The organism is Cronobacter malonaticus LMG 23826 (assembly GCF_001277215.2).
Classification (GTDB): Bacteria; Pseudomonadota; Gammaproteobacteria; order Enterobacterales; family Enterobacteriaceae; genus Cronobacter; species Cronobacter malonaticus.
In genome coordinates, this window is record NZ_CP013940.1 from 1,728,745 (window position 1) to 1,751,665 (window position 22,921).

A 22,921-nucleotide genomic window follows, 5' to 3' on the forward strand; every position below is an offset into this window, starting at 1 on the left:
GCCGTTTACGTCAACCGTTAAGCAGCGCCAGCGTCTCTGCACGGGCGCGCGTCAGCAGGGCAACGGCCTCTTCTGCGGAGCGAAGATTGGCGTAGCCGATAATCAGGCCGTAGCGCTTGTCGGGCCGCCGGTACCAGGGCGACAACGCACTGACCTGCAACTGGTGCTGGTGCCAGAGTCGGGCCAGCGCCTCGTCGCAGGTAGCGTTTTTCAGATATGCCACCACGTGCATGCCGCCATCTTCCAGCGGCGTTTCGAACACGCCAGGGTAAACCGCGTGCAGCGCTGTGATAGCCATCGTCCGCCGCTGCTGATAGAGCGTGCGCATTTTCCGCAGATGGGTATAAAACTCGCCGCCGGTCAGAAACGCGGCGAGGATCTTCTGTATCAACAGCGGCTGCCCGCCCGTCAGCAGCGCGCCACTTTCCAGAAACGCGTGCCTTGCCGCACGCGGCATCACCAGATAACCAATACGCACCGACGGCATAATGGTTTTACTGAAGGTGCCGATGTAAACGACACGGTCATCGGTATCCAGGCTTTTGAGCGATGGCAGCACGTTGCGGGTGAAGTGAAACTCGCCGTCATAATCATCTTCCACAATCCATGCGTTATGGCGCGACGCCCACGCCAGCAACTGCTGCTTTCGCGGCAGCGACAGCGACACGCCAAGCGGGCTGTGGTGCGTTGGCGTGACAAACGCGAGCCTGGCATCCGGGTGATGGTGTTGCAGAGCGTCCACCTGCAACCCTTCGGTGTCCACCGGAATGGCGTGCAGACACGGCGTGAGCGTTTTCAGCAGACGCTGCCCCAGAAAATAGCCAGGATCTTCCATTGCCACGCTCTCACCCGCGCCGAGCAACGCCTGGACAGTGAGCAGCAGATTGCCGCGGTAGCCGTTCGTAATAAAAATGTCGTCAGCGGTGCACACCACGCCGCGCGACAGCGTGAGATAGCTCGCAATAGCCGCCCGCAGCGGCGCGAAGCCTGCCACCGGCGGGTTGACCATCTCTTCAGGGCGCATGGCGCGCGTCGCTCTCGCGCTCAGCAGCAGCCACTTTTTATAAGGAAATCGATCCAGCGCTGGCAGGCCAGGGCGCAAAAATCCCTCGTGCTCGTTCAGCGCCAGAAGATCGTGGTTATCGCACTGACGTACAGGCGCTGTCTCTGCCGCGCGCGGCGGCACCGTAAGCGCCGGGTTCACCTGCGTGCCCTGCGGGCCGCGGCTCACCAGATACCCTTCGCCCACCAGCACGGCATAGGCCGCCTCCACCGTTTTCTTCGCCACCTGAAGTTCCTGCGCCAGCACGCGGATGGACGGGACGCGGTCGCCGGGCTTTAGCAGACCGTCGTGGATATTCTGGCGATAGCGTTGGTAGATTTCCCGATAACCCGGTTTCATGTCCTGCCTTGTTTCACACTTTTTGACCCTTTTTACTATGTCATGGCTCCGTATGATAGACGAGAAGAATCTGACACGCTCCGCACCGCGCGGGGTGATTTCTCTTGTGATGTAAGGAGTTTCCATGAGTACGCGCGTGAACCATTACCAGACCATTCCGGCGCTGGTTAACACTCTGATGAACGCCAGCGCGGCGCTGAAAAAAAGCAGCCTGACGCCAACGCTTAAACAGCTGATCGACATGCGCGCTTCGCAGCTCAACGGCTGCGCGTTTTGCGTCGATATGCATGCGAAAGAGGCGAAGATGGCGGGCGAGCGTGAATTGCGCCTGTACCATCTGCCGGTATGGCGCGAATCGCCGCTGTTCAGCGCGAAGGAGAAAGCGGCGCTGACCTTAACGGAAGCGATGACGCATATCAGAGAAGAAGGAATCAGCGATGCGGTTTACCAGCAGGCGCGTGAGCATTTCTCTGAAACGGAGATCGCGGAGATCGCGTTTGCCGTTGCCATTATCAATAGCTGGAACCGTCTCCAACTGGTGTCGCAAATGGCACCCGGCAGCCAGGACGCGGCGTTTGGTCTGGCTCGCGCCGGGCTTGAATAACCTTGTTTTTAACCTTCTGAAAAGCCCGCCTGCGCGGGCTTTTTTTTTATGGGTGCTGTTGGCAAGTGTCGCGGGAGGTAGCAAGAAGGGTTTAATTTTTAATCACATAGCGGACCACTCATCGCAGGCCGCGTCTCGCCTGTAACTTAAGTAAAACCGATTAAAAAATCTACTGGATATTTAAACAGGTGCCTGTATACTATTTCTACAAAGCACCAGGTGTTGTTGTAATTGAGTTAGTGAATGAGTGGTGAAACCTATGATGATTCCGCTGGAAAATCTTAATGCTCAGGATCAATCGGTCACAATGAGCAGCCGTGAAATCGCGACGTTAACAGGGATTGCCCACAGTGAAGTGAAGCGCATGATTAAAAGCCTGGAAACGGCGCAGCGTCTGTCCCAGCCCATCGGCATTAATTTGTACGAGCGGGAAGGGGAGATGCGTCAGGAGTTCTTACTGAATAAACGCGACTCGCTGCTGACGGTGGCGCGCATTTCGCCCGCCTTTACCGCCGAAATGCTCGATCGCTGGCAGGAACGTGAGCGTAACGCCAGCCTGCCGGATTTTACCAACCCGGCCGCCGCCGCGCGCGCCTGGGCTGAGCAGTATGAAAAGCGTCAGCGGGCGGAGCAGCAGCTGGCTCTCTTCGCCCCTAAAGCCGAGTTTTTCGACCGTTTCGTCCAGGTCGATGAGTCGCTTGGCTTTCGCCAGCTGTGCAAAATGCTCAAGGTGAAGGAGCCGGAATTCCGCCAGTTCCTGCTGGAGCGCAACATTATGCAGCGCGCCAACGGCACGCTGGTGCCGCAGCACCATCACCTGCAGGCGGGTTACTTTACGCTGCGCTCAGGCGTGGGTGAAAACCTGCATACTTTCGCCCAACCGCGCTTTACCGCGCGCGGCGTGAAATGGGTGGCGAGCCTGTGGGCCGCGCACCTCGCCGCACAAACCAACGGCGCTGCGGCCTGACGGCCCGGCGCACTGTGAGTGCCCGGCAGCATCTTGATTCGCTTTTCGCCTGCGTTTAGTGGTGGGCTTTAGTGCAAAAGCGTGGCGCGCCGGGTGTCAGTTTCCCCCGCTGTTATTCCCGTTTTATCTCTGTAAACCTTCCCATAGCGGATGCGCTTATGCGGGTGCGGTAAAAATCTCCGCGCCCAGCGCGCGTGCGCGCTCAAGGGCATCTTCCGGCGCGCTGAGATCCGGCAGAAATAAAGTTTCGTTAGTAATGACCGGCGCGCCGCAGTAATCGAATATTCCGTGGGCAATCTGCGTGTCCCAGGCCTGGTGATAACCGTGTTTATCGAACGTTTTTCTGTCCGCGCCGCCGATGCTCACCAGGTGCACCGGCAGATGGCCCAGTTTTTTGATTACCTTCCCTTCAGGGTTTTCTTCATACGCCCAGCCGTTAGAGAAAACGCGATCGATCCAGCCTTTCAGCAGCCCGGGCATGGACCACCAGTACACCGGAAACACCAGCACCAGCGCGTCGGCGTTTTCAATACGCGCCTGCTCGCGGGCGACGTCCGGCGGTACCGGCGCGGTTTTTATAAACGCGGCGTAGTCGTGCTCATTAAAGACCGGGTTGAAACCTTCGCGTGTGAGATCGGCAATCTCGGCGGTATGGCCGCTGCTGGCGCGGGTAATGCCTTCGGCCAGCGCGTGCGCCAGGCGGTGGGTCAGGGATGACGCTAACGGATGGGAAACCACGATTAATGCGTGCATATTCACTCCTCCTGCGTTGCCAACAGGTGACAACAGACGTAATCTGATATACCAAAGGTAACCTACCAATAGTAAGTTACTTTTAGTAGGTAATTCTGTCAAGGAGAATACCCGTGTCTGAAATTCGCACGCGCCAGCGGTTGAGCCGCGATGCGCGCCACACCCAGCTTATCGAAATGGCCTGGCAGATTATCCGTGAAGAGGGCACCGAGGCGCTGACGCTCGGCAGGCTCGCAGAGCGGGCGGGCGTCACGAAGCCGGTGGTCTACGATCATTTCACCAGTCGATCCGGCCTGCTGGCGGCGCTTTATCACGAATATGAAGTGCGCCAGAACCGCAAAATGGATGAGGCGATAGCGTGTACCCCGCCTGAACTGTCGCCGCTGGCTACGGTGATCGCCGATGCGTATATCGAATGCGTGCTGCTGCAGGGGCGTGAAATGCCGAACGTGATGGCGGCGCTCACCGGCACACCGGAGCTTGAAAAACTGCGCCAGGATTACGCGGTGGAATTCATCAATAAATGCCGTACGCTGTTTGCGCCGCTGCGGGCGGATAACGCGCTGCGCGACGCCGCGCTCTGGGCGATGTTCGGGGCCGCCGAAGGGCTTTCCTGGGCCGTAACAATGGGTGCTATCGATGCCGGGCAGGCAAAAGCCGAATTACGCAATGCGATTGTCGGCATGGTGGAGGGAAAATAAGTTCTTCCTGAAGCGTATAAGCCATATCAGGCGCGGAACAGACAGGTGAACAGGAGTGCCGCACAGAAAAGTTTACGGCGGCCTGCCCGGTTTATTCAGACCATACCGTTATTACCATGACGCAAAAAGGCGGGACGGCTATTTAACCTGGCAAACCAGGCGTCGATGGCGGGCACTTCAGGGTGATCAAAGGGCGTCATTTTCCAGCGATTGACGGACAACCCGATCACAATATCCGCCAGCGTAAATGTTTCACCGGCAACCCACGCACCTGTGGCGCGCAACTGCTGTTCAACGATAGCAATGCACTGGTTCCATGCGACAATGCCCTGGGCAATAGCGTTTTTATCGTTATAAGCGGGGTTGTTACGGGCGAGCGCCGGGAAGACATAACGCCAGGCATTGTTGAATTCCGTCGCCTGCCAGTCCATCCAGTGCTCCACATTTGCGGCGGCCTGCGGTTCGCAAGGGAGAAGATCGACTCTTATGGCCTTACGCGCCACATAGCGGCAAATGGAATTGGATTCCCATAAAACGAACTCGCCGTCCATCATCACCGGAACCAGCGCGTTTGGATTCAGCGCTTTAAACGTCGCGGTTTGCGTCGAGGCAAAGCCGCTGCCGTAATCTTCCTGGAGATAATCGATACCTGCCTCTTCACACGTCCACAGTACCTTGCGCACGTTAATGGACGTTTTCTTGCCCAGTATTTTTAGCATATCCCTGTTCTCTGTAAGTGAAATGGTTAAACGCCATATGACTGTTATTTATCATGACGGGATTTATTTAACAGAGTAAAGCCCTTTTAAGGATATTCTCCCTGTTTATCTTATTGTGAGTAAAACTCACACTGTGTGCGATTATTTGTCGTTTTTCAAAACCATGCCCAGCCGGATATTATTTTGTCAGCAAATTCACTCCGACAGGGTGACAATGAATGTGCTAACGACAAATAAAAACATGGATAACGGGGGGCGCATGACACTTGATGTTTTAATCCATTTAATAAACGCGCTGTCAGACGATAAAATCGATGATATTCACTATGCCATAAATACGCCCGAGGCAGATCTACAGAGGCTTATCGCGCGGCTTTCAGCAGACGCCAGTCGCACAGCAGGCCTGTCAACGTTGATACAGCGATTGCATGTGCTTTCTGCTGCCAGTGGTGATGCGACAAAAGCGGGAGAGTTGCTTAGCGCGCATCTGATAGAGGTGGAGAAAACGCTGCCGGTGCTTGACTTCACGGGCTGGCCAGAGGTGCGTTACGCGGTTTCCGGGGAATTACAGACCGCAGAGTCACAGGCCTGGTTCCATGCGGTAACGGGCGCGGCCAGCGTGCTGTGCGCGGCTATCGTCCATGCGGAGCACACCAGCGGAACGCCTTCACTTTATATTCTCGATAAAGTGATTAACCTGAAAAGCGCTTTACCGGAAAGATATAAGGCAATGGCGAGCATCCTTTATTAATCTTTTCAGGAAACCATTCTTTAATAAAATACTGATGTGGCACGTTATTAAAAAATAATTTCAGGTGCGCGCCGGGCTACATTCACCATCGGTTTTATAGTGAGGAGTGCTCCTCGTGGAGTACTCCTGAAGAAAGGGTTTTCTGTTTGATCTATTCATCAGCAGTAAGATACAGAATATCGCAAGAAGGGAGCGCCGGGATATGAGCATTAAGCCACGCCAGCAACAGTGCGATGCTCTTTTTTCTGGCGGCATTTTTGGGCCAGACGATGTAATAGGCGTCACCGGTTGCCACCGCTTCTCTGAAAGGCAGCGCGAGCAGGCCGTTATTCACGGCTTCCAGCGTAAGACGAAGGTCGACGATGGCGACACCGTGGCCGTTCAGGGCGGCGAGGGTGCCCTGTTCGAGCGTGTCAAACACTTTCCCGCCGCTCATATCAACCCCAGAGGGGAAGCCCGTATTTTTCAGCCAGCGCCGCCAGTCACGCCGGTCCTGAGAAGGATGAATGAGATCGCACCCGGAGAGATTTTGCCGCGCCGCGTTGACCATCCCGGGTGCGCACACCGGAATGAGCCATTCATCGAACAACAACCGGCATTCTGTCGACTCGCCAAAATGGCCATTACCGAGCAGGATGGCGCAATCATAGGGCTCACGAGTGAAATCAACGTTATCGATATCCATCCAGACGCTGACCATTTCAATTTTCGGGCTCGGATGGTTTTCGCGAAACGATTTCAGGGCTTCAAGAAGCCATCGGATAGTCAGTGTGGTCGGCGCTTTAAGACGCAGAAGATGGCTTTCGCTTTTAAAGGCGCGGCAGGCCCATTCAATATGGGTGAAACTCTCGTTGAGCTGGCCTGCGAGCACGCGCCCGGCATCACTGATTTCCACTCTCGGGCCTTGTCTTTTAAAAAGCTCACAGTCGAACCACATCTCCAGGGTTCTGACATGTCTGCTGACCGCGCCCGGCGTGATATTCAGCGCTTCGGCGGCTTTACTGAATGAATTTAACCGCGCGGCGACTTCAAAAGCACGCAGCGCATACAGCGGCGGTAAAGACATGGTTTTCCTTAAAAGCGAAAGGAGCGTCAGCCATGACGGGCTTTGCTAACCCATTAAGACCTTTCCCAAAACAGAGCATAACGGGAGTGATATGTATACCAGCAAGCGCGATGGCTCGTGATTCATGCTTTTTCCGGCCGGCTTTCAGTGGGAAACGTGAGTAATAACGTTCTCAACAGTGATTCGAGTTGCGCGCGTTGAGGCGCGGATAAATTTTTCAGCATCGATTCCTGTGTCGCCGTGTGGACGACCAGCGCCTCTTCGATACGTTGAACCCCTGAAGCGGTCAGGCTCACCAGGGTGCTGCGCTTGTCATCAGGATCGGCGATTCGCTTAATCAGCCCTTGCTCTTCGAGATGATTAAGACGATTGGTCATGGCGCCGGATGTGACCAGCAGCGAGGTATAAAGCTGTGTGGGCGAAAGACAATAGGGCTTGCCTGAGCGACGCAGGGTGGCCAGCACGTCGAATTCCCCTTCGCGAAAGCCGAACGGTGCCATGGCCTGCGCGCGTATTTTTCCAAGATGTTTTATGAGCCGCAGCATTCGACCAAAAATTTTCATCGACGAGGCATCCAGCTCCGGCATGGCGCTGTTCCACTGGCTGACAACAACATCTACATGGTCTTTCATCGTTACCCCTTGACGTAAGAATTTATCGAGTTGTGCGGTACATCTTACACCTGTGGTTATTTTATCTTAACGTTAAGATAAATGCTCGCGGCATTTTGCCGGGGCGATCATCGCTTAAAAGGAGCCTGGTTTGAAACGCATCGCACCTTCGCCGTTTATCTTCGCTATTATCGCTTTTATCGTCGGGTTAAACCTGCGCCCAATTCTGGCTTCCATCGGGCCGTTATTCACCGTACTCCAGCGCGAAGCGGGGTTATCGGCCACGGCATTTAGTCTACTGACGACGCTCCCGGTGGCGATGATGGGCGTGGCGGCCTTAAGCGGGCCCTGGCTGTTGGCAAACGTCGGGGCCGTTCGCGGTATTATGGCAGCGCTTGTGATTTTGCTTCTGGCCTGCTTAGTCCGGGGCTTCACGGCAACGTTGACTGGCCTGATGATCACCGCGTTAGCGGGCGGAACGAGTATCGGGATAGTCCAGGCGTTGATGCCCGCGCTGATTAAAAAAGCGTACGCGACATCGGCCAGCACATTCATGTCGCTATTCAGCACCGGCATTATGGCGGGGGCGGCGATGGCAGCCGCCAGCGCCGAGCCGCTCTTTGCACGAGTGGGGCTGAAACCTGCACTTGCCAGCGCCGGTGCGTTAGCGCTGCTGGCATTAGTGCTCTGGTTTGCGCTGGTCCGGCACCGTCAGGCGCAAGAGACTGTCTCTGCGCCGGTTTCTGTGTCTTCGTCCCGTACGTGGCTGCTGTTACTGTTTTTTGGCATTGGCACTGGTGCCTACACGCTGGTGCTGGCATGGCTGCCGCCTCTCTATATTCAGGCAGGGTGGAGCGCTCGCCACAGCGGCTATATGCTGGCCTGGCTCACGTTAACGGAAGTCGTCGCGGGTTTTGTGGTGTCCGCGCTGATCCATCGCTTCCCCGATCGCCGTTTTCCGCTGATCGTCGTGTTGCTGGTGCTGCTGGCGGGGTTACTGTGTCTCGTGTTTTCTCCGGGTACGACGCCGGTACTGTCAACGTTGCTGCTCGGGACAGGCATTGGCGCGCTGTTCCCGCTCTCGCTGATTGTCACCTTTGATCACGCACGCACGCCAACCGAAGCCGGAAAGCTACTCTCAAAAGTCCAGGGCGGCGGCTATATGATAGCCGCGCTCATGCCACTGATTGCGGGTATCGTGCGTGACAGCAACGTCCCGCTAACGGCCGCGTGGCTCGTTATGAGCGCAGGGGTGGTTGTGCTGATGCTGATGGTCACCGCGTTTAAACCCGTGGCTTTGCGTTGAGCGTCAACAGAAAGCCGCAATGAAGTAAAAATACGCCTGGCTCCAGCCAGGTAAAGTATGGCGGATACGTCATTTAGCCCGGTAAGGGAGTGTCTGTAATGAATAAATTGCCCGGAGTAGACGTGCTGTTTGTCGCAGGGTTTGGCCCGGTCTCACTGAGTACGTCAGCCAGTGCTGCGTTTTATATTGATGCGCTCGGACTGCCGCTTAAACCCCTGGAAGGGAACAACGATTATCTGCTGGCGGAAGAGGGCGCGCTTAACGGCGTCGCCCACTTTGCGGTCTGGCCGCTCGCCCAGGCCGCCAGCGCCTGTTTTGGCGTCGCGCAGTGGCCCGCACAGATGCCGGTACCGCAGGGGTGGATTGAATATGAAGTCGACAATCTCGAAACGGCAACCCGCAAACTGCGTGAACTGGGCTATGACCTGCTGGTGGAAAACCGCGAGGAACCCTGGGGGCAAACCGTCACGCGGCTCCTGAGCCCCGAAGGGTTGCTAACCGGGCTTACGGTGACGCCGTGGCTTCGCCAGCAGGAACAAAAGCGCTGATGTAAGTAAAAAGCATTGCGCCTGCCGTGGCCTAAAAAAATGCGCCCGCAGGCGCATTGTGTTCAGTGCAGGCAGCAGTGCTTATACTTTTTACCGCTGCCGCAAAAGCAGGGATCGTTGCGGCCCGGCTTCTGTTCGGCCACCACCGGCTGCTGCGCTTCTGGCACCGCTTCCGGCTGGGCTATCCAGTAATCGTGCAGCGCCAGCGCGGCGGGGCGGATAGCGGCGAAACTCGCTTCGAGTTCTTCCGGGGAGAGTGACTCCAGCTGTGGGAAATTCTCTTCCTTGCCGTGCAAAGCGATAGCGTCCAGCGCGGGCTGCAACGATTCCGGCAATGATGACCAGTCGCTGAGCGCCACGCCGCGCAGATAGCCAAAGCACCACTCTTCAACGACGGTAAACTCCTGGCCTTCGGTCTCGCGCACGCCAAACAGCGGATCGAACTGATCGGGTAACTCCGCGAGACGATCGGCAATATCGTTCATATGCTGGAAGCACAGATCCATAAAGCGGTTCATCTCACGCTCGTTGCTCCAGCGGGGAATGCGGTTCTGTCCGCCCCAGAGCGCGACCAGCCATTCGCTCGGCTCAATCGTTTTTGGGCCGGAGAGCACGGCGGTCAGCAGGCCATCGAGCTCGGCGACATCGACAATCGAATCTTCGCTGCCATATTTTTCCAGCATCTCATCAAGCCATTCCAGCTCTTTCTCTGTCAGCGGGCCTTCTTTCATCATGTTGCCTCCTGGGCGCTTAGTTTCAAAACCGCAGCAGTGTACACGCTTCTCATCTCACTTTAGCCATCAATCTGGTAAAAGCGGCGTTATCAGTGCCGATTTCAAAACAGCAATATAAAAAAGAAAAATCCACGCCGGAGCGTGGATTTGAATAATGGCATCTTATGAAGCTTTACCACTCATAAGACAAAAGCAACGGTTTAGACGTTAAACAGGAAGTTCATGATGTCGCCATCTTTGACGATATAGTCTTTCCCTTCGGCACGCATTTTACCGGCTTCTTTCGCGCCCTGTTCGCCTTTGTAAGCGATGAAGTCGTCATAGGCGATGGTTTGCGCGCGGATAAAGCCTTTTTCGAAATCGGTATGGATTTTACCTGCCGCCTGCGGGGCGGTCGCGCCGACAGGGATAGTCCAGGCGCGTACTTCTTTCACGCCCGCGGTGAAGTAAGTTTGCAGGTTCAGCAGGGCGTAACCGGCGCGGATCACGCGGTTCAGGCCCGGCTCTTCAAGGCCCAGCTCCTGCATAAACTCATCGCGCTCTTCATCGTCAAGCTCAGCGATATCTGCTTCCACAGCGGCGCACACCGGCACGACCACAGAGCCTTCTTTCGCGGCGATTTCACGCACCTGATCCAGGAACGGGTTGTTCTCGAAACCGTCTTCGTTGACGTTCGCGATGTACATGGTCGGCTTGAGCGTCAGGAAGCTCAGGTATTTGATGAGATCTTTCTCTTCTTTGCTCAGATCCAGCGCGCGCAGCATACCGGCGTTCTCAAGCTGCGGCAGGCATTTTTCCAGTACGGCCAGCTCGGCTTTAGCGTCTTTATCGCCGCCTTTGGCTTTCTTGGAGATGCGGTGAATCGCACGCTCGCAGGTATCGAGGTCAGAAAGCGCCAGCTCGGTATTGATGGTATCAATATCTTCCGCCGGGTTTACTTTGCCCGCGACGTGAATGATGTTGTCGTTTTCAAAGCAGCGCACCACGTGGCCGATAGCTTCGGTTTCGCGGATATTGGTCAGGAACTGGTTGCCCAGACCTTCACCTTTAGACGCGCCTTTAACGAGACCGGCGATATCCACGAATTCCATCGTGGTCGGCAGAATACGCTGCGGCTTGACGATCTCGGCGATTTTGTCCAGACGCGGATCGGGCATAGGCACGACGCCGGTGTTCGGCTCAATGGTACAGAACGGGAAGTTCGCCGCCTCAATACCTGCTTTGGTCAGCGCATTGAACAGAGTGGATTTACCGACGTTCGGCAAGCCGACGATACCGCATTTGAATCCCATGGTTTACATTACCTTAATTGCTTGTTTATCAGGGGGTTAAGATTAACCCGATGATGAGAAATGATGTTATTTGGCTATTATACACGTAACAGGCGCGTAACGGGGGAGAAATCGCCCTCACGCCGCGCCGCCGCGCGGTTTATTGCGCTTTAAAACTGTGCAGACGGTTAGTGGCTTTGGTTAAGCCGTCCTGTAGCCAGATTTCGGTGCAGCGCGCCGCTTCGTCCACGGCCTCGTCAATCAGCTTTTGCTCGCTCACCGGCGGCTTGCCGAGCACAAACCCGACAACTTTGTTTTTATCGCCCGGATGGCCGATACCAAGACGTAAACGGTGAAAATTAGGGTTATTGCCCAGCTTGCTGATGATGTCTTTCAAGCCGTTATGACCGCCATGACCGCCGCCTAACTTGAACTTCGCCACGCCCGGCGGGAGATCAAGCTCATCATGCGCCACCAGAATTTCATCCGGCGCGATACGGTAAAAGGTGGCCATCGCCGCCACGGCTTTGCCGCTCAGGTTCATAAAAGTGGTCGGCACCAGCAGGCGCACGTCATTGCCGTTCACATTGATGCGCGAGGTATAACCAAAAAATTTGGCTTCTTCTTTCAGCGGGGCGCGAAAGCGATCCGCCAGCAGATCCACATACCATGCGCCCGCGTTATGACGGGTGGCAGCATATTCCGCGCCGGGGTTCGCCAGCCCGACTATCAGTTTAATCGTCACGTTACTGTTCCTGAAAACCTCTGTTTGCGGCGTAGTTTACTGTGGTGTAGCGCAGATCACAAAACCGCGTCGCTTCGCTAAGAATAAATCAATAATCACGATTATGAATCATTAGATTTTCATGTAATTCATTGGTTTATTTGTAAAGTTTCGTCCTCAGAATGTTCATAAATGTGATCCCCGGCGCAATCCTCACTCATAAGCGTTGCCTATACTTTACACATAAATCGCAGGGATAATTTCCCGCCCACCAATCCGGAGGTGACTATGAAACGCAAAAACGCGTCGTTGCTCGGCAATTTTCTGATGGGTCTGGGGTTAGTGGTTATGGTTGTTGGCGTCGCTTACTCCGTTCTGAACCAGCTGCCGCAGCTTAACCTGCCGCAGTTTTTTGCGCACGGCGCGATATTAAGCATCTTCGTTGGCGCCGTGCTGTGGCTGGCGGGTGCCCGCGTCGGCGGCCATGAACAGGTGTGCGACCGCTACTGGTGGGTGCGCCACTATGACAAACGCTGTAAGCGCAATCATCACTCCAGCTAATGCTAAACGCTGTGAAAAAAGCTCCCGCCGGTCGGGAGCTTTTTTTATGGTACGCTCTTGACCCTTACGTTACGTCAGGGCTCACAGTGGGCTTCGCAAGGGAAGAGGAGAGGCGTTATGTTGCTACAGGTAGGTGAACTCGCGAAGCGGGCCGGACTGACGGTTCGCACGCTGCATCACTACGAAAGCCTCGGTCTGCTCATTCCCTCCGGCCGCACGGCCGCCGGTTACCGGCTCTATAACCGCGATGATATTCAGCGCCTGCATCATATTCAGGCGTTAACGCGAATGGGGCTGAGCCTGGCGCAGGTGCGGGAATGCCTGGAGAGCGGCAGCATGACGCTGCCGGAAGTCATCGATGCGCAAATCACCCAGCTTAACGCGCAGCTTACGCGTACCGCACTACTGCGTGACCGGCTGGTGGCGCTGCGTGACGGGCTTCTGGCCGGATGTGAGCCGGATCTTCAGGAGTGGCTGAAAACACTGGAGTTAATGACGATGTATGAGAAATGGTTTTCGCACGACGAACTGAAACAGTTGCCGTTTGCACAGGAGAACGCCGAGCGCGAGGCGCAGTGGACAGCGCTGATTAATGAAGTTAGCGATGCGGTGTCACAAGGGGTGCCGGTCAGCTCCCCGGCTGCGCAGGCGCTCGCCACGCGCTGGATGGAAACGCTGGAGCGGGATACCGCGGGCAACCCTGCGTTCCTGACACGCCTCAACGACATGCATGCCGCCGAGCCTGCGATGCGTGATAAAACCGGCATCACGCCGGAGATTATCGACTGGATCACGCATGCATTTGCCGAAAGCAAGCTTGCTATCTACGCGCGTTATCTCACGCCTGAAGAGTACGCATTCACCCGTGAGCACTATTTCGATCGCATGATGGAGTGGCCGCCGCTGGTGGCGAAACTTCACGCGGCGGTGAACGCGCAGCTCTCCCCGCAAAGCGAAGAAGCGCGAGGGATTGCGGCGCACTGGCTGACGCTGTTTTCTTCGTTCGCCGGCAATGACCCGCAGACGCAGCAGAAGTTTCGTGAGGCGATGATGCGGGAACCGCATCTTTCTAAAGGCACCTGGATGACGCCGGAAACGCTCGCCTGGCTGCAACAGGCGTTTGCCGCGCTGATGCAGGCGCAGGGGGCTGCGCCTGCGCGTTGAGTTACGGCGCGGCTAAGGCGGCGTCGCTCCCCGGGAAGAAAGCAAGACGCCTAGGGATGGGCTGAACGCCTGCGCGCGCCAGCGTGCGCAGCGGCTGGAATTCGAGATGACAGATGCGCAGCTCGCAGCCATCCGGCAGGCGTTCAATAAAGCGTTGCAGCGCATCGAGGCCGCCCGCGTCCAGCACTGGCACCGCGTCCCACTGCATCACGATGACGCGTTTGCCTGCCGCCTGCGCCAGCAGCGGTGTGAAAATGCCTTCCGCGGCCGCGAAGAATAGCGGCCCGGTTACCCGCACGGCCAGCACATCCTCCGGAACCGAGACATTCAGCGGCGCGAGTCGCGTCATGCGCGCCACGCGGCGCATAAAGAGCAGCGACGCCAGCACCACCCCGACGCTAATAGCAATCACCATATCAAACAGCACCGTCAGCGACAGGCAGATAAGCATTACGACGATGTCATCCTTCGGCGCGCGGCGCAGCAGGCCAATCACCTTATGCGCCTCGCTCATGTTCCACGCCACCATCAGGAGCAGGGCGGCCATCGCCGAAAGCGGCAGCCAGGAGAGCAGCGGGGCGAGTGCCAGCAGCGCTAACAGTACCAGCAGCGCGTGAAACACCGCCGCGAGCGGCGAGGTGGCTCCGGCGCGTACGTTGGCCGCCGAACGGGCAATCGCGGCGGTGGCGGTAATGCCGCCAAAGAACGGCGCAACCAGATTCCCTAAGCCCTGGCCAATCAGCTCGCTGTTGGCGTTGTGGCGCGTGCCCGTCATGCCGTCCAGCACCACCGCGCACAGCAGGGATTCGATAGCGCCCAGCATCGCCATGGAGAATGCGGCGGGCAACAGCGCGCGCAGCGCATCAAAACTAAGTGTGAACGACGACCCAGGCAGATCCCACGGCAGCACCAGCTGCGGCAGGAGCGGCGGAATACCGCTGCCCTGGGTGCCGTCTGCCAGCAGGTAGTGAAAGCGCGAACCAATGGTTGCGACATCGCCGCCCAGCAGATGAACAACGCCCATCACCGCGCAGCCCGCCAGCAGCGCCGGTAAATGCCCCGGCAGGCGGATGCCGAGACGCGGCCAGAGCACCAGCACGCCCAGCGTGACGATGCCGATCGCCGCATCGCCAGGATTCAGGCCAGGCAGGGCCACCGCCAGCGCCGCCACCTTCGGCAGGTAATGTTCCGGCATATGCGCGATTTCGAGGCCAAAGAAATCTTTGATCTGCATGGTGGCGATGGTAATGCCGATACCAGAGGTAAAGCCCAGCGTGACCGGCAGCGGAATGTATTCGATGAGTCTTCCGAAACGCGCCAGTCCGAACAGGATCAGAAAGACGCCGGAGAGCAGCGTCGCCATCAGCAGCCCTGAAAGCCCGAACTGCTGCGCGACCGGGTAGAGAATGACGACAAACGCAGCGGTCGGGCCGGAGACGCTGTAGCGCGAGCCGCCGCTCAGCGCGATGACAATCCCTGCAATCGCGGAAGTATAAAGACCATACTGCGGCGGCACGCCGCTGCCGATGGCCAGCGCCATCGCGAGCGGGATGGCGATAATGCCGACCGTGATACCGGCAATCAGATCGCGGCTCAGCCGGGAAACGGTATATTTTTCACGCCAGCAGGCATCCACCAGCGCGCGGAAAGGAAGAATTTGCGAGAGATACTGTGTGTTCATGATACGTCATCCATGCGTTCATCATCATGTAAACAAATATAAGATGGTGAATACATAAATCATACAAATAAAACAAAAGAATAAAAAAACCCGCCGGGGCGGGTTTTTAAGCTCAGTCCGATTAATGTTCGAACATGGCGGAGATAGATTCTTCGTTGCTGATACGACGAATCGCTTCGGCCAGCATGCCGGAGAGGGTCAGCGTGCGCACGTTCGGCAGCGCTTTGATCTCTTCCGCGAGCGGGATAGTGTCGCAGACGACCACTTCATCAATCACGGAATTACGCAGGTTGTTCAGCGCATTGCCGGAGAAGATCGGGTGGGTGGCGTAGGCGAACACGCGTTTGGCGCCGCGCTCTTTCAGCGCTTCAGCCGCTTTGCACAGGGTGCCGCCGGTGTCGATCATGTCGTCAACCAGCACGCAGTCACGGCCTGCGACGTCACCAATGATATGCATCACCTGAGAGACGTTCGCACGCGGACGACGTTTGTCGATGATCGCCATATCGGTGTCGTTGAGCAGTTTCGCGATGGCGCGGGCGCGCACCACGCCGCCGATGTCCGGAGAAACCACAATCGGATTATCCAGGTTCTGCTGCAGCATATCTTCCAGCAGAATCGGGCTGCCGAAGACGTTATCTACCGGCACATCGAAGAAGCCCTGAATCTGTTCTGCGTGCAGGTCCACAGTGAGAACGCGGTCAACCCCTACGCTGGACAGGAAATCCGCCACCACTTTCGCGGTGATAGGCACACGCGCGGAACGTACGCGACGGTCCTGACGGGCATAACCAAAGTAAGGGATAACGGCGGTAATACGACCTGCGGAAGCGCGGCGCAGGGCGTCGACCATAACAACCAGTTCCATCAGGTTGTCGTTGGTGGGGGCACAAGTGGACTGGATGATGAAAATATCACCACCGCGTACATTTTCATTGATTTGTACGCTGACTTCGCCGTCGCTAAAGCGACCGACAGCAGCGTCGCCGAGGGAAGTGTACAGGCGGTTGGCAATACGTTGTGCTAGTTCCGGGGTGGCGTTACCAGCAAAAAGCTTCATATCAGGCACGAGAAGAACCTCAGGCATGCGTCCAGTGGTGGATGGCGGCGCCGCAAAACGCGACAGGAAGCAGGTTCGCCATCCAGGCGGTGTATTTAAAGAGCATGGCGCAACGTCTGGAACAGGGGTGACGTTGTCACCAGGACTCAGTTTGCCCGGCGATGGCTTGCTGTAACGGGGAGTGGTTGACGCCTCGCGCAACAAAACCCTTCAGCCATTCCGGGGCTTTCTCAAGCACCCGGCGGGCCTCGGATTCGGTGTTAAATTCAGCAAACACACAAGCTCCGGTGCCGGTCAGGCGCGACGGCGCGTATTCTAACAGCCAGGAAAGCGCGGCATCAACCTCACGAAAACGTTTTCTTGCGATATGCTCGCAATCGTTGTGAAATTCACATTTTAGTAACGTTTCCATTGACCGGACAGGCGTATCGCGCGTCAGTTCCGGATCGCCGAAAATCACGGGGGTCGGAATGCTCACGCCAGGGTGCGCCACCAGATACCATTTCTCCGCCGGGCTTGCAGGCGTCAGTAGCTCACCCACCCCTTCGGCGAAGGCCGCGCGGCCGCGCACAAACACCGGCACGTCGGCACCGAGTTGCACGCCAAGTTGCGCCAGTTCATCTTCGCTAAAGCCGGTTTGCCAGAGGTGATTGAGCGCCACCAGAACCGTCGCGGCGTTAGACGAACCGCCGCCCAGCCCGCCGCCCATCGGTAAGCGCTTCTCCACGCCCAGATCGGCGCCCGCGCCTTCCGGCAGTCGTCCGGTTTCACGGGCGCGCGCCATCAGTAGCCTTGCTGCGCGCACGATGAGGTTGTCTTCTTGCGCCACACCATCGACCGGCGTCACCAGCCGAAGCTCGCCGTCCTTGCGCGGTGTTATTAACACCGTGTCGCCATAGTCGAGAAACTGAAACAGCGTCTGCAGATTGTGGTAGCCGTCATCACGACGGCCAGTGATATACAAGAAAAGATTAAGCTTCGCCGGAGAGGGCCAACGGGTCATTATTTAACAATCCAGTTATCCATTTTGAGCTTAATGCGCTGGTCGCCTTCGCGCAGCTCCAGGTTCGACGGCATGGCGGGCTGGGTTTTGGTGTCATAACCGCCATACACCACTTTCCAGGTTTTACCGTTCTGGGTGTAGTTCACTTCGCGTAAGCGGTATTGATCGTCGAGCGAGTAGTCGGTCGCGTCGCCCGGCAGGCCGACAATCCACTGGCGCAGGCTGTTCAGAGGAATCGGCATACCGGTCAGTTTGCCAATCATCTCTTCGGCGTCCGTCGCCTGATAGTGTTTACCTTTGTTATCCACCAGTTCCACGGCACCCGGTTTCGCGTTCAGCTCAAGCTCGGTGCTGCCAAGCGGATTGGTGAGCAGCAGGCGATAGTTTTCTTTGCCGGTCTGCTGCCAGAAGAAACGCGCATAGACTTTTTGCTGGTCTGAAAGATAGGCGAAGGCGCCGCGGGTCTGGAACTGAGCGAGGTTTTGCACCTGCTGCTGATGCTGTCGCCACTGAGGGGAGTCGGGGCTTTTGCCAGGGCCTTGCGGGGCGTGGCTGACGCAGGCGGTCAGCACCAGGCTCGCCAGCGGGGCGAGAGACCAAAAACGCACAGAAGAAATCGCCATAACAGGAACAAATCCTTGATGTTGATTGAGGTTATAACCCTTCATGCTAGCGTCAGGGGCTAAGGGCGTCTATGGTCAAGTTGTCTTAAATCATGAATCTGTCTATTACTCCAAAAGAGGCGGTTCTCTTTTATTGACCTTACGCATCCTGTATGATGCGCACAGCAAACCTTATCAACGCTGGTACTATTCCCGCTCCATGACCCTGTTAGCTCTCGGCATCAACCACAAGACGGCTCCTGTTTCGCTGCGAGAACGCGTGACGTTTTCGCCGGATACGCTCGACCAGGCGCTGGAAAGCCTGCTGTCGCAGCCGATGGTGCAGGGCGGTGTGGTGCTCTCGACGTGCAACCGCACGGAGCTTTACCTGAGCGTTGAGGAGCAGGACAACCTGCACGACAAGCTCGTGCGCTGGCTGTGCGATTATCATCATCTCGATGAAGAAGAAGTGCGCAACAGCCTCTACTGGCACCACGATAACGACGCCGTCAGCCATCTGATGCGCGTCGCCAGCGGTCTCGATTCGCTGGTGCTGGGCGAGCCGCAAATTTTAGGCCAGGTGAAAAAAGCCTTCGCCGATTCCGGCCGCGGCCACGCGAACGCCAGCGAGCTGGAGCGCATGTTCCAGAAATCCTTCTCCGTCGCCAAACGCGTGCGTACTGAAACCGATATCGGCGCCAGCGCGGTGTCGGTGGCGTTCGCCGCCTGTACGCTGGCGCGGCAGATCTTCGAATCGCTTTCAACGGTCACCGTGATGCTGGTCGGCGCGGGTGAAACTATCGAGCTTGCGGCCCGTCACCTGCGCGAACACAACGTACAGAAAATGATCATCGCCAACCGTACCCGCGAGCGCGCCCAGCGTCTGGCGGATGAAGTCGGCGCAGAAGTCATCGGGCTTGGCGATATCGACGAGCGCTTAAAAGACGCGGATATCATCATCAGCTCCACCGCAAGCCCGCTGCCGATTATCGGCAAAGGTATGATGGAGCGCGCGCTGAAGGCTCGTCGCAACCAGCCGATGCTGCTGGTGGATATCGCCGTACCGCGCGATGTCGAGCCGGAAGTGGGCAAGCTTGCCAACGCCTATCTTTACAGCGTCGACGATCTCCAGAGCATCATCCAGCACAACCTCGCGCAGCGTAAAGCGGCGGCGGTGCAGGCGGAGTCTATCGTCGAGCAGGAAGCCTGCGAATTTATGGCCTGGCTGCGCGCCCAGAGCGTCAGCGAGACCATCCGCGAGTATCGCGCCCAGGCCGATCAGGTGCGCGAAGAGCTCACCAGTAAAGCCCTGGCAGCGCTGCGCACCGGCGGCGACGCCGAAGCCATCATGCAGGATCTGGCGCGTAAGCTGACCAACCGCCTGATCCACACCCCAACTAAATCTCTTCAGCAGGCTGCCCGTGACGGGGATGATGAACGCCTGCATATTCTGCGCAACAGCCTCGGGCTGGAGTAGCACAACACAATTCTAATTACAGGGTGATCTACCGCCTATGAAGCCTTCTATCGTTGCCAAACTGGAAGCCTTGCAGGAGCGTCATGAAGAAGTTCAGGCTCTGCTGGGCGATGCGGGTACGCTTGCCGATCAGGAGCGTTTTCGCGCGCTGTCGCGCGAGTATGCCCAGCTGAGCGACGTTTCGCGCTGTTTTCTTGAATGGCGTCAGGTCCAGGAAGATATGGAAACCGCCCGTCTGATGCTAAGCGACCCGGAAATGCGCGATATGGCGCAGGATGAGCTGCTGGAAGCCAAAGCGAAAGGCGAAGCGCTGGAGCAGGAGCTTCAGCTATTGCTGCTGCCGAAAGATCCTGATGATGAACGTAACGCGTTCGTCGAAGTGCGTGCGGGCACCGGCGGCGATGAAGCCGCGCTCTTCGCAGGCGATCTCTTCCGTATGTACAGCCGTTATGCCGAATCGCGCCGCTGGCGTGTGGAGATCATGAGCGCCAGCGAAGGCGAGCATGGCGGTTATAAAGAAGTCATCGCCAAAATCAGCGGCGAGGGCGTCTACGGGCGTCTTAAATTTGAGTCCGGCGGGCATCGCGTACAGCGCGTTCCGGCGACCGAATCCCAGGGCCGTATCCATACCTCCGCCTGCACCGTGGCGGTGATGCCAGAGCTGCCGGAAGCCGAACTGCCGGACATCAACCCGGCGGATCTGCGTATCGACACCTTCCGCTCCTCCGGCGCGGGCGGTCAGCACGTTAACACCACCGACTCCGCCATTCGAATCACCCACCTGCCGACCGGCATCGTGGTGGAGTGCCAGGACGAGCGTTCTCAGCATAAAAACAAAGCCAAAGCGCTGGCGGTGCTGGGTGCGCGCATCCACGCCGCGGAAGTGGCTAAACGCCAGCAGGCGGAGGCCTCCACGCGCCGCAATCTGCTTGGCAGCGGCGATCGTTCGGACCGCAACCGCACCTACAACTTCCCGCAGGGCCGCGTGACCGACCACCGCATCAACCTGACGCTTTACCGTCTTGACGAAGTGATGGAAGGTAAACTGGACGCGCTCATCGAGCCGATTATCCAGGAGCATCAGGCCGATCAGCTGGCGGCGCTGGCTGAGCAGGAGTAATGGAATATCAGCAGTGGCTGAAACAGGCCATCCATCGTCTCACTACAAGCGAATCTCCGCGCCGCGACGCGGAGATCCTGCTGGAGTTTGTGACCGGCAGGACGCGCACGTTTATCCTCGCCTTTGGCGAAACCGCGCTGACTGACGATGAACACGCGCGGCTCGATGCCCTGCTGGCGCGCCGCGCCGCGGGCGAGCCGGTGGCGTATCTCATCGGCCAGCGTGAGTTCTGGTCGTTGCCGCTGGAGGTTTCCCCGGCAACGCTTATCCCCCGTCCCGATACCGAATGTCTGGTTGAGCAGGCGCTGGCGCGTCTGCCGGCCACGCCGTGCCGCATTCTCGATCTCGGCACCGGCACCGGCGCGATTGCGCTGGCGCTCGCCTCCGAGCGGCCTGACTGTCACGTCACCGCGCTGGATGTTATTCCTGAGGCCGTCAAACTTGCGAAACGCAACGCGCAGCGGCTCGGCATCGATAACGTCACGGTTTTGCAAAGCCATTGGTTTTCCGCGCTGACGGACGGGCGTTTTTCGCTTATCGTCAGCAATCCGCCCTATATTGACGGCGATGACCCTCATCTTTCGCAGGGCGACGTGCGTTTTGAGCCGAAAAGCGCGCTGGTGGCGGATAACGCGGGCCTGGCAGATCTTGAAACGCTGGTGACTGAAGCGCGGCGCTTTCTTGCGGATAACGGCTGGCTCATGCTGGAGCATGGCTGGCAGCAGGGCGAGGCGGTGCGCGAACTTTTTATGCGTGCGGGCTATCAGGGCGTTGAAACCTGCCGCGATTACGGCGGTAATGAACGTCTGACGCTGGGACACTATCGCGACACACAGGATCGCAACACACAGGAGTAAGGCAGCATGGCCGCTTATTTTGCAGTAAAACACCTACATATTCTGACGGTGGTAATTTCCATCAGTCTGTTTGTTTTGCGCTACTGGTGGCAGTACCGCAGCTCGCCGATGTCCTCAAAGCGCTGGGTGCGCATCGTGCCACACGTCAACGACACCGTGCTGCTCGGCAGCGGCGTCGCGCTGGTGCTTATCACGCATTTTTATCCGTTCACCCCGCAGGGCGCATGGCTGACTGAAAAACTCTTTGGCGTTATCATCTATATCGTTTTAGGCTTTATCGCGCTCGGGCGTCGCCCGCGCAGCCAGCAGGTCCGCTGGATTGCCTTCCTGCTTGGGCTGGTGGTGCTTTACATCATCGTGAAACTCGCCACCACTAAAGTACCGCTATTGGGGTTGATATGAAGTCGTTGGCCGATTTCCAGTTTAACAACGCGCCGCTCTGTGACGGCATGATTTTGATTTCACAGCATATTCGCGACGATTTTCCGGTGCAGGACGTCTACGACCAGCTCGAAAGCCTGGTGTGTCTCGCCCGCGAGGAGATCTGCGAAGGCTCGCATCAGGATACGCAGCTTGAGCGCCTGCTGGAGCTGTTTTACGGCGAATGGGGTTTTAGCGACGCGCGCGGCGTTTACCGCCTGTCTGACGCGCTGTGGCTGGACAAAGTGCTGAAAAAGCGCCAGGGCAGCGCGGTATCGCTCGGGGCGATTCTGCTGTGGATAGCCGGGCGTCTTGATATTCCGCTGATGCCGGTGATTTTCCCGACGCAGCTTATCCTGCGCGCCGACTGGATGGATGGCGAAATGTGGCTCATCAATCCATTTAACGGCGAAACGCTGGATGAACATACGCTTGAAGTGTGGCTCAAAGGTAACGTCAGCCCGGTGGCCGAGCTTTATATGGACGACCTCGAAGAGTCTGAACACAGTCTGGTCATCCGCAAACTGCTCGACACGCTGAAATCGGCGCTGATGGAAGAGCGGCAGATGGAGCTTGCGCTGCGCGCCAGCGAAGCGCTGCTGGAGTTCAACCCGGAAGATCCGTATGAAATCCGCGACCGCGGACTGATTTACGCCCAGCTCGACTGCGAGCACGTGGCACTTAATGACTTAAGCTATTTTGTGGAGCAGTGCCCGGAAGATCCGATTAGCGAGATGATTCGGGCGCAGATTAACTCGATTTCGCACAAGCAGATTACCCTGCACTAAGCGCGGCGTGTACCGATTTACACAGGATAAA

25 protein-coding genes are annotated in these 22,921 nt (G+C 57.3%); 13 read left to right on the forward strand and 12 right to left on the reverse strand.

Going from position 1 to position 22,921, the window contains the following annotated elements; all coding sequences use genetic code 11:
* Window positions 1-10: 10 nt before the first annotated feature.
* Complete coding sequence (pdxR, locus tag AFK66_RS08290; protein WP_023898559.1) at window positions 11-1,402, reverse strand: MocR-like pyridoxine biosynthesis transcription factor PdxR; 1,392 nt, start codon at window positions 1,400-1,402, stop codon at window positions 11-13.
* 124 nt (window positions 1,403-1,526) lie between these two features.
* On the opposite strand from pdxR, the gene AFK66_RS08295 reads away from it, so the two are divergent.
* Both AFK66_RS08295 and AFK66_RS08300 read left to right on the forward strand, forming a co-directional pair.
* The gene (locus tag AFK66_RS08295) at window positions 1,527-2,006 is read left to right on the forward strand and encodes a carboxymuconolactone decarboxylase family protein (protein WP_007775732.1); all 480 of its coding nucleotides are present in this window, start codon (window positions 1,527-1,529) and stop codon (window positions 2,004-2,006) included.
* 259 nt (window positions 2,007-2,265) lie between these two features.
* Complete coding sequence (locus tag AFK66_RS08300) at window positions 2,266-2,973, forward strand: phage antirepressor KilAC domain-containing protein (protein ID WP_004387862.1); 708 nt, start codon at window positions 2,266-2,268, stop codon at window positions 2,971-2,973.
* A 156-nt stretch (window positions 2,974-3,129) separates the two neighbouring features.
* On the opposite strand, the gene AFK66_RS08305 is transcribed toward AFK66_RS08300, so the two are convergent.
* Window positions 3,130-3,726 (reverse strand): NAD(P)H-dependent oxidoreductase, encoded by a 597-nt coding sequence (locus tag AFK66_RS08305; RefSeq protein ID WP_007775728.1) that lies wholly within the window; start codon window positions 3,724-3,726, stop codon window positions 3,130-3,132.
* 113 nt (window positions 3,727-3,839) lie between these two features.
* Between AFK66_RS08305 and AFK66_RS08310 the strand changes: the two genes are divergently transcribed.
* On the forward strand, window positions 3,840-4,427 hold the full coding sequence (locus tag AFK66_RS08310; RefSeq protein WP_007775727.1) for a TetR/AcrR family transcriptional regulator: 588 nt from the start codon (window positions 3,840-3,842) through the stop codon (window positions 4,425-4,427).
* 95 nt (window positions 4,428-4,522) lie between these two features.
* On the opposite strand, the gene AFK66_RS08315 is transcribed toward AFK66_RS08310, so the two are convergent.
* On the reverse strand, window positions 4,523-5,146 hold the full coding sequence (locus AFK66_RS08315) for a glutathione S-transferase family protein (protein WP_007775725.1): 624 nt from the start codon (window positions 5,144-5,146) through the stop codon (window positions 4,523-4,525).
* Between the two features lie 214 nt (window positions 5,147-5,360).
* Between AFK66_RS08315 and AFK66_RS22030 the strand changes: the two genes are divergently transcribed.
* Window positions 5,361-5,897: a hypothetical protein gene (locus AFK66_RS22030; RefSeq protein WP_230586647.1), complete on the forward strand. Its 537-nt coding sequence runs from the start codon at window positions 5,361-5,363 to the stop codon at window positions 5,895-5,897.
* A 151-nt stretch (window positions 5,898-6,048) separates the two neighbouring features.
* Here the strand turns inward: AFK66_RS22030 and AFK66_RS08325 are convergent, their stop codons facing one another.
* Together AFK66_RS08325 and AFK66_RS08330 are read right to left on the reverse strand one after the other, a co-directional pair.
* Window positions 6,049-6,963: a LysR substrate-binding domain-containing protein gene (locus tag AFK66_RS08325; protein ID WP_007775722.1), complete on the reverse strand. Its 915-nt coding sequence runs from the start codon at window positions 6,961-6,963 to the stop codon at window positions 6,049-6,051.
* Window positions 6,964-7,085: 122 nt separating this feature from the next.
* Complete coding sequence (locus AFK66_RS08330) at window positions 7,086-7,595, reverse strand: MarR family winged helix-turn-helix transcriptional regulator (protein WP_007775720.1); 510 nt, start codon at window positions 7,593-7,595, stop codon at window positions 7,086-7,088.
* A 130-nt stretch (window positions 7,596-7,725) separates the two neighbouring features.
* Between AFK66_RS08330 and AFK66_RS08335 the strand changes: the two genes are divergently transcribed.
* Window positions 7,726-8,880 (forward strand): MFS transporter, encoded by a 1,155-nt coding sequence (locus tag AFK66_RS08335; RefSeq protein ID WP_007775719.1) that lies wholly within the window; start codon window positions 7,726-7,728, stop codon window positions 8,878-8,880.
* Between the two features lie 98 nt (window positions 8,881-8,978).
* Window positions 8,979-9,428 carry a VOC family protein gene (locus AFK66_RS08340; RefSeq protein ID WP_032968243.1) on the forward strand — a complete coding sequence of 150 codons (450 nt, stop codon included), beginning with the start codon at window positions 8,979-8,981 and terminating at the stop codon, window positions 9,426-9,428.
* A gap of 62 nt (window positions 9,429-9,490) precedes the next feature.
* On the opposite strand, the gene AFK66_RS08345 is transcribed toward AFK66_RS08340, so the two are convergent.
* The 3 genes from AFK66_RS08345 to pth form a co-directional block, all read right to left on the reverse strand.
* Window positions 9,491-10,159 (reverse strand): YecA/YgfB family protein, encoded by a 669-nt coding sequence (locus tag AFK66_RS08345; protein WP_032983249.1) that lies wholly within the window; start codon window positions 10,157-10,159, stop codon window positions 9,491-9,493.
* A gap of 203 nt (window positions 10,160-10,362) precedes the next feature.
* Window positions 10,363-11,454 (reverse strand): redox-regulated ATPase YchF, encoded by a 1,092-nt coding sequence (ychF, locus tag AFK66_RS08350; RefSeq protein ID WP_004387866.1) that lies wholly within the window; start codon window positions 11,452-11,454, stop codon window positions 10,363-10,365.
* Window positions 11,455-11,593: 139 nt separating this feature from the next.
* Complete coding sequence (gene pth / locus AFK66_RS08355; RefSeq protein WP_004387867.1) at window positions 11,594-12,178, reverse strand: aminoacyl-tRNA hydrolase; 585 nt, start codon at window positions 12,176-12,178, stop codon at window positions 11,594-11,596.
* Window positions 12,179-12,445: 267 nt separating this feature from the next.
* Between pth and ychH the strand changes: the two genes are divergently transcribed.
* Window positions 12,446-12,718: a stress-induced protein YchH gene (gene ychH, locus AFK66_RS08360; protein WP_007775715.1), complete on the forward strand. Its 273-nt coding sequence runs from the start codon at window positions 12,446-12,448 to the stop codon at window positions 12,716-12,718.
* A gap of 117 nt (window positions 12,719-12,835) precedes the next feature.
* On the forward strand, window positions 12,836-13,882 hold the full coding sequence (locus AFK66_RS08365) for a MerR family transcriptional regulator (protein ID WP_007775714.1): 1,047 nt from the start codon (window positions 12,836-12,838) through the stop codon (window positions 13,880-13,882).
* A 1-nt stretch (window position 13,883) separates the two neighbouring features.
* On the opposite strand, the gene dauA is transcribed toward AFK66_RS08365, so the two are convergent.
* The 4 genes from dauA to lolB form a co-directional block, all read right to left on the reverse strand.
* Window positions 13,884-15,563 carry a C4-dicarboxylic acid transporter DauA gene (gene dauA, locus AFK66_RS08370; protein ID WP_007775699.1) on the reverse strand — a complete coding sequence of 560 codons (1,680 nt, stop codon included), beginning with the start codon at window positions 15,561-15,563 and terminating at the stop codon, window positions 13,884-13,886.
* 121 nt (window positions 15,564-15,684) lie between these two features.
* Window positions 15,685-16,632, reverse strand: coding sequence for a ribose-phosphate diphosphokinase (gene prs, locus AFK66_RS08375; protein WP_007729920.1), 948 nt, complete (start codon window positions 16,630-16,632; stop codon window positions 15,685-15,687).
* Between the two features lie 127 nt (window positions 16,633-16,759).
* Complete coding sequence (ispE, locus tag AFK66_RS08380) at window positions 16,760-17,626, reverse strand: 4-(cytidine 5'-diphospho)-2-C-methyl-D-erythritol kinase (protein WP_161573973.1); 867 nt, start codon at window positions 17,624-17,626, stop codon at window positions 16,760-16,762.
* A complete protein-coding gene (lolB, locus tag AFK66_RS08385; protein WP_004386062.1) occupies window positions 17,626-18,249 on the reverse strand; it encodes a lipoprotein insertase outer membrane protein LolB in 624 nt (207 codons plus the stop codon). Before lolB ends, ispE begins: the two co-directional genes overlap by 1 nt.
* A gap of 199 nt (window positions 18,250-18,448) precedes the next feature.
* On the opposite strand from lolB, the gene hemA reads away from it, so the two are divergent.
* The 5 genes from hemA to sirB1 are packed head-to-tail and all read left to right on the forward strand — an operon-like array spanning window position 18,449 to window position 22,890.
* Window positions 18,449-19,705, forward strand: coding sequence for a glutamyl-tRNA reductase (gene hemA / locus AFK66_RS08390; protein ID WP_032807408.1), 1,257 nt, complete (start codon window positions 18,449-18,451; stop codon window positions 19,703-19,705).
* A gap of 37 nt (window positions 19,706-19,742) precedes the next feature.
* Window positions 19,743-20,825: a peptide chain release factor 1 gene (prfA, locus tag AFK66_RS08395; protein WP_007775685.1), complete on the forward strand. Its 1,083-nt coding sequence runs from the start codon at window positions 19,743-19,745 to the stop codon at window positions 20,823-20,825.
* Window positions 20,825-21,682: a peptide chain release factor N(5)-glutamine methyltransferase gene (prmC, locus tag AFK66_RS08400; protein WP_023898568.1), complete on the forward strand. Its 858-nt coding sequence runs from the start codon at window positions 20,825-20,827 to the stop codon at window positions 21,680-21,682. Before prfA ends, prmC begins: the two co-directional genes overlap by 1 nt.
* Before the next feature lie 6 nt (window positions 21,683-21,688).
* The gene (gene sirB2 / locus AFK66_RS08405; protein WP_007775678.1) at window positions 21,689-22,084 is read left to right on the forward strand and encodes an invasion regulator SirB2; all 396 of its coding nucleotides are present in this window, start codon (window positions 21,689-21,691) and stop codon (window positions 22,082-22,084) included.
* Window positions 22,081-22,890, forward strand: coding sequence for an invasion regulator SirB1 (gene sirB1 / locus AFK66_RS08410; protein WP_007775676.1), 810 nt, complete (start codon window positions 22,081-22,083; stop codon window positions 22,888-22,890). Before sirB2 ends, sirB1 begins: the two co-directional genes overlap by 4 nt.
* Window positions 22,891-22,921: the final 31 nt, after the last annotated feature.

Excerpts from the sequence above, each read along its gene's own strand:
- pdxR (WP_023898559.1), bottom strand. The coding sequence starts at position 1,402 with ATGAAACCGGGTTATCGGGAAATCTACCAACGCTATCGCCAGAATATC.
- AFK66_RS08295 (WP_007775732.1), top strand. The coding sequence starts at position 1,527 with ATGAGTACGCGCGTGAACCATTACCAGACCATTCCGGCGCTGGTTAAC.
- AFK66_RS08300 (WP_004387862.1), top strand. The coding sequence starts at position 2,266 with ATGATGATTCCGCTGGAAAATCTTAATGCTCAGGATCAATCGGTCACA.
- AFK66_RS08305 (WP_007775728.1), bottom strand. The coding sequence starts at position 3,726 with ATGCACGCATTAATCGTGGTTTCCCATCCGTTAGCGTCATCCCTGACC.
- AFK66_RS08315 (WP_007775725.1), bottom strand. The coding sequence starts at position 5,146 with ATGCTAAAAATACTGGGCAAGAAAACGTCCATTAACGTGCGCAAGGTA.
- AFK66_RS22030 (WP_230586647.1), top strand. The coding sequence starts at position 5,361 with ATGAATGTGCTAACGACAAATAAAAACATGGATAACGGGGGGCGCATG.
- AFK66_RS08325 (WP_007775722.1), bottom strand. The coding sequence starts at position 6,963 with ATGTCTTTACCGCCGCTGTATGCGCTGCGTGCTTTTGAAGTCGCCGCG.
- AFK66_RS08330 (WP_007775720.1), bottom strand. The coding sequence starts at position 7,595 with ATGAAAGACCATGTAGATGTTGTTGTCAGCCAGTGGAACAGCGCCATG.
- AFK66_RS08340 (WP_032968243.1), top strand. The coding sequence starts at position 8,979 with ATGAATAAATTGCCCGGAGTAGACGTGCTGTTTGTCGCAGGGTTTGGC.
- AFK66_RS08345 (WP_032983249.1), bottom strand. The coding sequence starts at position 10,159 with ATGAAAGAAGGCCCGCTGACAGAGAAAGAGCTGGAATGGCTTGATGAG.
- ychF (WP_004387866.1), bottom strand. The coding sequence starts at position 11,454 with ATGGGATTCAAATGCGGTATCGTCGGCTTGCCGAACGTCGGTAAATCC.
- ychH (WP_007775715.1), top strand. The coding sequence starts at position 12,446 with ATGAAACGCAAAAACGCGTCGTTGCTCGGCAATTTTCTGATGGGTCTG.
- AFK66_RS08365 (WP_007775714.1), top strand. The coding sequence starts at position 12,836 with ATGTTGCTACAGGTAGGTGAACTCGCGAAGCGGGCCGGACTGACGGTT.
- dauA (WP_007775699.1), bottom strand. The coding sequence starts at position 15,563 with ATGAACACACAGTATCTCTCGCAAATTCTTCCTTTCCGCGCGCTGGTG.
- ispE (WP_161573973.1), bottom strand. The coding sequence starts at position 17,626 with ATGACCCGTTGGCCCTCTCCGGCGAAGCTTAATCTTTTCTTGTATATC.
- lolB (WP_004386062.1), bottom strand. The coding sequence starts at position 18,249 with ATGGCGATTTCTTCTGTGCGTTTTTGGTCTCTCGCCCCGCTGGCGAGC.
- hemA (WP_032807408.1), top strand. The coding sequence starts at position 18,449 with ATGACCCTGTTAGCTCTCGGCATCAACCACAAGACGGCTCCTGTTTCG.
- prfA (WP_007775685.1), top strand. The coding sequence starts at position 19,743 with ATGAAGCCTTCTATCGTTGCCAAACTGGAAGCCTTGCAGGAGCGTCAT.
- prmC (WP_023898568.1), top strand. The coding sequence starts at position 20,825 with ATGGAATATCAGCAGTGGCTGAAACAGGCCATCCATCGTCTCACTACA.
- sirB2 (WP_007775678.1), top strand. The coding sequence starts at position 21,689 with ATGGCCGCTTATTTTGCAGTAAAACACCTACATATTCTGACGGTGGTA.
- sirB1 (WP_007775676.1), top strand. The coding sequence starts at position 22,081 with ATGAAGTCGTTGGCCGATTTCCAGTTTAACAACGCGCCGCTCTGTGAC.